This is a genomic window from Flintibacter sp. (genome assembly GCF_046973065.1).
Genome location: NZ_JBKVXZ010000009.1, coordinates 73,969 through 81,247 on the forward strand (window position 1 = coordinate 73,969; position 7,279 = coordinate 81,247).

General features: G+C 58.8%; 7 protein-coding genes and 1 pseudogene. 7 read left to right on the forward strand and 1 reads right to left on the reverse strand.

Annotation, left to right across the window (positions count from 1 at the left end):
• Positions 1–41 precede the first annotated feature (41 nt).
• Genes ribD through ACLTXB_RS05585 form a run of 5 tightly spaced genes read left to right on the forward strand, consistent with a single transcriptional unit; the run spans position 42 to position 4,179 of the window.
• Positions 42–1,148: a bifunctional diaminohydroxyphosphoribosylaminopyrimidine deaminase/5-amino-6-(5-phosphoribosylamino)uracil reductase RibD gene (ribD, locus tag ACLTXB_RS05565; protein WP_428226315.1), complete on the forward strand. Its 1,107-nt coding sequence runs from the start codon at positions 42–44 to the stop codon at positions 1,146–1,148.
• A complete protein-coding gene (locus ACLTXB_RS05570; RefSeq protein ID WP_428226316.1) occupies positions 1,129–1,776 on the forward strand; it encodes a riboflavin synthase in 648 nt (215 codons plus the stop codon). Before ribD ends, ACLTXB_RS05570 begins: the two co-directional genes overlap by 20 nt.
• A gap of 25 nt (positions 1,777–1,801) precedes the next feature.
• The gene (locus tag ACLTXB_RS05575; RefSeq protein WP_428226317.1) at positions 1,802–3,004 is read left to right on the forward strand and encodes a bifunctional 3,4-dihydroxy-2-butanone-4-phosphate synthase/GTP cyclohydrolase II; all 1,203 of its coding nucleotides are present in this window, start codon (positions 1,802–1,804) and stop codon (positions 3,002–3,004) included.
• A gap of 36 nt (positions 3,005–3,040) precedes the next feature.
• Entirely contained in the window at positions 3,041–3,508 is a 468-nt protein-coding gene (gene ribH / locus ACLTXB_RS05580) for a 6,7-dimethyl-8-ribityllumazine synthase (protein ID WP_008980373.1), read from the forward strand.
• Between the two features lie 2 nt (positions 3,509–3,510).
• Positions 3,511–4,179 (forward strand): HAD family hydrolase, encoded by a 669-nt coding sequence (locus ACLTXB_RS05585; protein ID WP_428226318.1) that lies wholly within the window; start codon positions 3,511–3,513, stop codon positions 4,177–4,179.
• A 73-nt stretch (positions 4,180–4,252) separates the two neighbouring features.
• Here ACLTXB_RS05585 and ACLTXB_RS05590 read toward each other — a convergent pair.
• Positions 4,253–4,813, reverse strand: a pseudogene (locus ACLTXB_RS05590) (flavin reductase family protein).
• Between the two features lie 236 nt (positions 4,814–5,049).
• Here ACLTXB_RS05590 and ACLTXB_RS05595 point away from each other — a divergent pair.
• Complete coding sequence (locus ACLTXB_RS05595; protein WP_428226319.1) at positions 5,050–6,189, forward strand: exonuclease SbcCD subunit D; 1,140 nt, start codon at positions 5,050–5,052, stop codon at positions 6,187–6,189.
• A partial coding sequence (locus tag ACLTXB_RS05600) for an AAA family ATPase (RefSeq protein WP_428226320.1) occupies positions 6,186–7,279 on the forward strand: 1,094 nt, incomplete at its 3' end. The genes ACLTXB_RS05595 and ACLTXB_RS05600, both read left to right, overlap by 4 nt.

Genomic DNA, 7,279 nt, shown 5'->3' on the forward strand with positions numbered 1-7,279 from the left:
ACGATTCCGTTCAAGGCATTTTCTTTTTCAGGAGGCACAGGATGAACGATACCGACTATATGAACCTGGCCCTGGAGTTGGCCCGGCGAGGGATGGGCTGGACCTCACCCAATCCCATGGTGGGAGCTGTTCTGGTGAAGAATGGAGAGATCATCGGACAAGGGTGGCACACCCGGTACGGAGAGCTCCACGCGGAGCGGGAGGCGCTGAAAAACTGTACCGGTTCGCCCGCCGGAGCAACCCTCTATGTTACGCTGGAACTCTGCTGCCATCAGGGCCGCCAACCGCCCTGCACCCAGGCCATTCTGGACGCGGGCATTACCCGCGTGGTGGTGGGCTCCAATGACCCCAACCCTCTGGTGGCGGGAAAGGGGTTAAACATTCTGCGGGCGCACGGCGTCCAGGTGGAGACGGGGGTGTGCAAGCAGGCCTGCGACGCCCTCAACCAGGTGTTTTTCCACTTCATCACCACCCGCCGACCCTATGTGGTTCTGAAATACGCCATGACTATGGACGGAAAGATTGCCACCCGCACTGGGGCATCCAAATGGATCACCGGGGAAACGGCCCGAAAGCGGGTCCATGAGGACCGGCACCGCTACCGGGCCATTCTGGCCGGCGTGGGGACCGTGTTGGCCGATGACCCGCTGCTTACCTGTCGCATGGAGGGAGGACGGAACCCCATCCGGGTCATCTGTGATACCCATTTACGTACGCCGTTGACGAGCCAGATCGTCTGCACTGCAAAGGAGGTGCCGACCATTCTGGCTACCGCCTGCCCTGATGAAGCACGCCGGGCCATCTATGAGGCCGCTGGATGCCAGGTGTGGATGCTGCCTGAGCGGGGGGAACATGTGGATCTTGCCGCCCTCATGGACCGGCTGGGAGCGGAGAATATCGACAGCGTCCTGCTGGAGGGGGGAGGCACCCTAAACTGGTCCGCTCTGGAGCAGGGACTGGTTCAGAAGGTGCAGGCCTACATCGCGCCCAAACTCTTTGGCGGCGGTGCGTCCAAGTCCCCGGTGGAAGGGCTGGGGGTGGAGACCCCCGACCAGGCGGTGCAGCTCATCAACACCACCATCACCCCCCTAGGGGACGACTTTTTGCTGGAGAGCGAGGTAGAACACCATGTTTACCGGGATCGTTGAGGAATTGGGGAGCATCCGCTCCGTACGCCGGGGACAGCACTCGTCGGTACTGTCCATTGCGGCGAAGGATATCCTGTCTGACCTGAAGATTGGGGACAGTGTGGCGGTCAATGGGGTGTGTCTCACCGCTACCACCGTGGACGGTAGCGGCTTCACCGCCGACGTGATGCACGAGACCCTGAACCGTTCCTCACTGGGCAGTCTGACGGTGGGCAGCCACGTGAATTTGGAGCGGGCCATGGCAGCAAACGGCCGCTTCGGCGGACACATCGTCTCCGGCCATATCGACGGAACCGGTACCATCACCGCCCTGCGGAAGGACGATAACGCGGTATGGTACACCATCTCCGCTTCCCAGGAGCTGCTTCGCTACATCGTGGAGAAGGGGTCCATCGCCATCGACGGCATCAGTCTGACGGTGGCGGAAGTGGGGGAGAGTTGGTTTTCCATCTCCGCCATCCCCCACACAGTGGCTGTCACCACCCTGGGTGAGAAGCGGCCCGGCGACACGGTGAATTTGGAAAACGACGTGATCGGAAAGTACGTGGAGAAGCTGCTGCGGCCCCAGCCCCAAGAGACGGCCAAGAGCTCCCTCACCTTGGAATTTTTAGCACAGCACGGATTTTAAGCACATATAAGGAGGATTTTTAACCATGGAACATCCCTATTGCACCGTGGAGGAAGCCCTGGAAGAACTGCGGGCGGGCCATCTCATCATCACCATCGATGATCCTGACCGGGAGAACGAGGGGGACCTTATCTGCGCGGCTCAGTTTGCCACCACGGAGAATGTGAATTTTATGGCCGTCCATGCCAAGGGACTCATCTGCACCCCCATGAGCGAGGAAGTGGCTGCCCGTCTGGGGCTGGAGCAGATGGTAAAGGTAAATACCGACAACCACTGCACCGCCTTCACTGTCTCCATCGACCACGTGGACACCACCACCGGCATCTCCGCCCAGGAGCGGGGCTACACCTGCCGCAAATGTGTGGACCCGGCTACCCGGCCTGAGGACCTGCGCCGGCCCGGCCACGTGTTCCCCTTGGTGGCCCGGCGGGGCGGCGTGCTCACCCGCAACGGCCACACCGAGGCTACGGTGGACCTGTGCCGTCTGGCAGGGCTGACCCCCTGCGGCCTGTGCTGCGAGATCATGCGGGACGACGGTACCATGATGCGCACTACTGAGCTTCTGGAGAAGGCCCAGGAGTGGGGGCTGAAGGTCATCACCATCAAGGCGCTCCAGGACTACTGCCGCCTCCACGACAAGCAAGTGGTGCGGGAGGCATGTGCCAAGCTGCCCACCCGCTTTGGAGAGTTCCAGATTTACGGCTATGTCAACGACCTCACCGGGGAGCACCATGTGGCCCTGGTGAAGGGAGAGATTGGCGACGGCAAGGACATCCTGTGCCGGGTCCACTCCGAGTGCCTCACCGGGGATGTGTTTGGCTCCCGGCGGTGCGACTGCGGCCAGCAGCTGGCTGCTGCCATGCGGCAGATCGAGGCGGAAGGCCGGGGCGTGCTACTCTATATGCGCCAGGAGGGCCGTGGTATTGGCCTCATCAACAAGCTCAAGGCCTATGAGCTCCAGGAGCAGGGCTTTGACACGGTGGATGCCAATGTGAAGCTGGGCTTTGCCCCCGACCTGCGGGAGTACTGGACCGGCGCGCAGATTCTGCGGGATCTGGGTGTGCGGACCATGCGCCTGCTCACCAACAACCCGGACAAGGTCTATCAGCTCTCTGACTTCGGCCTGGAGATTGCCCAGCGGGTGCCCATCCAGGTGGAGGCCAACAAGGACGACATCTTCTATCTGCGCACCAAGCAGCGTCGTATGGGCCATCTGGTGAACTATTGATCAAACTCAATTTACATAAAACAGGAGGAATTTACTATGAAAATCTTTGAAGGCAATCTGGTATCTCAGGACATCAAGGTGGGCATCGTGTGTGCCCGGTTCAACGAATTCATCGTCTCCAAGCTGCTCAGCGGCTGTGAGGACGGCCTGCTGCGCCACGGCGTGAAGCCCGACGACATCAGCGTGGCCTGGGTGCCCGGTGCCTTTGAGATCCCTCTTATTACCTCCAAGATGGCCAAGAGCGGCAAGTACGATGCGGTCATCGCTCTGGGGGCTGTCATTCGGGGCAGCACCAGCCACTACGACTACGTGTGCAATGAGGTGTCCAAGGGTATCGCCGCCGTGGCCCTGGAGAGCGACATCCCCGTGATGTTCGGAGTGCTCACCACCGATACCATTGAGCAGGCCATCGAGCGCGCCGGTACCAAGGCGGGCAACAAGGGTTCTGAGTGCGCTCAGGGCGCCATTGAGATGGTCAACCTGATCCGCGCCCTGGAAGCCTGAGTATGGTAAATCTGCTCTTTGACTACGACGGTACCCTCCACGACAGCCTGGCTATCTATGCTCCCGCCGTCCTGGCGGCCTACAATGATCTGGCTGCCCGGAGACTGGCTGTGGGTGATCCCCCAGACCGGGAGACCATCCAAAGGTGGATCGGCATGACTCCCTCAGAGATGTGGGAGCAGTTCCAGCCTCAGCTCTCTTCTCAGGAAAAGCAGGCAGGGGGCGCGTACATTGGCCGGCGGATGCAGGAGCTGGTGGAGGAGGGGAACGCCCGACTCTATCCCGGCGTGCCCCAGGTCCTGGACGCGCTGAAGAAGTTGGGGGTAGGGATGCTGCTGCTAAGCAACTGTCCCGTCTCCTATCTCCGTGCTCACACGGCTTGCTTTGGGTTGGAGCGCTGGTTTGACGGGCTCTATTGCGGCGAGCAATTTCAATATCTGCCCAAATACGAGATCCTGCCTATTCTGAAAAAACGCTGGCCGGGAGAATTTCTGGTTATTGGCGACCGGAATCAGGATATGGAGATGGCACGGAAAAACCAAGTATCCGCGGTGGGCTGTACTTATGGCTATGGAAGTCCGGAGGAACTCTCCGGGGCGGACTGTCTTGCAGGGACTCCGGAAGAAGTGCTGTACTTTGTGCGGGAATTTCTCGTACGAACCAGGTTTTAGAGCATATATAAGAAAACCCCGGGCGGATGGCTTATAGACCATCTGCCCGGGGTTTTATGTAGATTCTAAAGAATTATTTCAGCTTTGCTCCATCCTGGAACGCATTGCCCACTTTTTCACCCAACTTGCGGTAAGCGCTGTGAATGGGGTCAAAGGTAATGGGCTGAAGCTTATCCTGATCGATTTTTCCGTCATCCCCCAGCACCGATTCGTCGGCACTGATATTGACGATCTCGCCCACCAGACGGCAGCTCTCCGGATCGTAGCTGATCAAGCGGCACTCCACGGCCATGGGCAGCTCATCAATGACAGGGGCGTCCACAAATTCCGATTTGGTGGTGTGCCAGCCCGCCTTCTCCAGTTTGTTGGCCACATTGTTGCCCGACTCGATGCCCACGTAGTCACAGGCCACCATTTGCGCCACCGTGGCCATGCTGACGGTAAAGGCTTTTCAGGCCAGAATGTTGGCGGTGGTCTTGTGACCGGCACTGATGCACATAGACAGCTCTTTATCGTCGCTGATCCCGCCCCAGGCCGCATTCATGGCATCGGGCGGACCATCTTCCCCATAGGTGGCGAGAATAAAAACCGGCTGGGGATAGGTCCAAGGTTTGGCTCCAAAATTCTTACGCATAAGAAATACCTCCTATTGTATGGATGTTTGCATCAGACGGCAGTGTTTTGGGCCGTGAGGGCAAAAGAGAGGACGATCATGCCTGTTCCCTTGCAGGAAATATTATAGCACATCGGCGCGGAAAGGTCATAGAAAATCAAATAGGTACAGCGGCAGGATCAGAGGGGTACGATTGCGCCGCCTGTGATTTCCGGATATAATGGTGATAATCCATATCGGTTTGGAGGAGCACAGCCATGAAACTGATCCATCTCTCCGACCTGCATCTGGGCAAGCGGGTCAACGAATTTTCCATGCTGGAGGACCAGCAGTATATTCTGACTGAAATTTTGCAGATCATTGACCGGGAGAAGCCGGATGGCGTGATGATTGCCGGGGATGTCTACGACAAGTCCGTACCCTCCGCTGAGGCTGTGGCGCTGTTGGACGACTTTCTGGTGCGCCTGGCCAAGCGGGACCTCCAGGTCTTTCTCATCAGCGGAAACCACGACTCGCCGGAGCGCATGGCGTTTGGCGGCCGGCTTATGGCGCAAAGCGGCGTACATCTGGCCCCCGTCTATGATGGCAAAGTGAGCCCGATTACGTTAACGGATGAGTACGGCCCGGTAAACCTCTATTTGCTGCCCTTTCTGAAACCGGCCCATGTCCGCCGGTGTTTTCCGGAGCGGGAAATTTTGACCTATACAGACGCACTGGCCGCAGCCATTGAGGCCATGGGAGTAGATCCCGCGCAGCGGAATGTGCTGGTGACCCATCAGTTTGTCACCGGCGCAGCCCGGTGCGACTCGGAGGAAATCTCGGTGGGTGGCACAGAGAATGTGGATGTGTCGGTCTTTGGGCCCTTCGACTATGTAGCCCTGGGCCATATCCATGGTCCCCAGCAGGTGGGACGGGAGACCGTACGTTACTGCGGTACGCCTTTGAAATACTCCTTCTCTGAGGCCAAACACCAGAAGTCGGTGACGGTGGTGGAGTTGGGGGAGAAGGGGGCTGTGTCGGTGCGCACCGTGCCTCTCACCCCTATGCGGGATCTGGCAGAACTGCGGGGTACTTATGAGGAACTGACTTTCCGGGGCTTTTATGATGGCACAAGCTATCCCCGGGACTACGTCCATATCACCCTTACAGATGAGGAGGACATTCCCGATGCGGTGAGTAAGCTGCGGATCATCTATCCCAACCTGATGAAGCTGGACTATGACAACAAGCGCACCCGGGCAGGGATCATCCTGGAGGGGGCGGAGGATCAGCAGCGCTCCCCGTTGGAGCTGCTGGAGGAATTTTATGAAAAGCAGAACGGGCAGCCCATGGGGGAGGAACAGCGCGCCTTTGCCAAGAGCCTGATGGAGCGGATCTGGGAGGAGGATGAGCCATGAGACCACTAAAATTGACTGTATCGGCCTTTGGCCCCTATGCCGGAAAAGTGGTCATGGACCTGGAGAAGTTGGGAAAGCAGGGGCTTTACCTGATTACCGGGGATACCGGCGCGGGAAAGACTACGATTTTTGACGCCATTACCTACGCGCTCTACGGAGAGCCCAGCGGTGAGAACCGGGATCCATCCATGTTCCGCTCCAAATACGCCCAGCCGGACACCCCTACCCAGGTGGAACTGGTTTTCTCCTACGGAGGCAAGACCTACACTGTGCGCCGCAATCCGGAGTATGAACGTCCGGCCAAGCGGGGCGGCGGGATCACCACGCAGAAGGCGGAGGCAGAACTGATCCTTCCCGATGGCCGTGTGGTTGTCAAACCCCGGGAGGTCAACCGGGAGATCGTGGATATCATTGGCCTGGACCGAGGCCAGTTTGCCCAGATCGCCATGATCGCACAGGGAGATTTTTTGAAGCTGCTGCTGGCAGATACCAAAAGCCGTCAGGAAATTTTCCGGGAGATCTTCAAGACCCGGTACTATATGGTGTTTCAGGAGCGGATGAAGAACGAGGCGGGACAGCTTCAGCGGGACTGCGAGGCAGCCCGGGCCAGTGTACAGCAGTACATTGGGGGAGTGGTCTGTCACGAGGATGACCTGTGTAAGCCTACCCTTCAAAAGGCCCAGGCGGGTCAGCTGCCGTTTCCGGAGACTGTGGAGCTCATCCGTCAGCTGATTGCCCAGGACTGTGAGGCCCAGGAGGAGCAGCAGAAGGTACTGGACCGCCTGGAGGAAGAGCTGAAAGAGATCTCGGTCCTACTGGGTAAGGCAGAGGAGGCTCAAAAGACCCAGAAGAAGCTGGAGGCGGCCTGCAAAGCCAGGGAAGAACTGCTGCCCCAGGTGGAGGCAGCCCGGAAGGCACTGGAAGAGGAGGTACAAAAGGCACCTCGTCAGGAGGAATTGAGCAAGGAGTTGGCTGCGCAGGAGGCGGAACTGCCCCGGTATCAGGAACTGTCAGAAAAGGAGGCTGCCCGCGCGGTTCTCACCGGGCAGATCGCGGCGCTGGAGCAGAAGCGGAACGGTCAGACACAAAT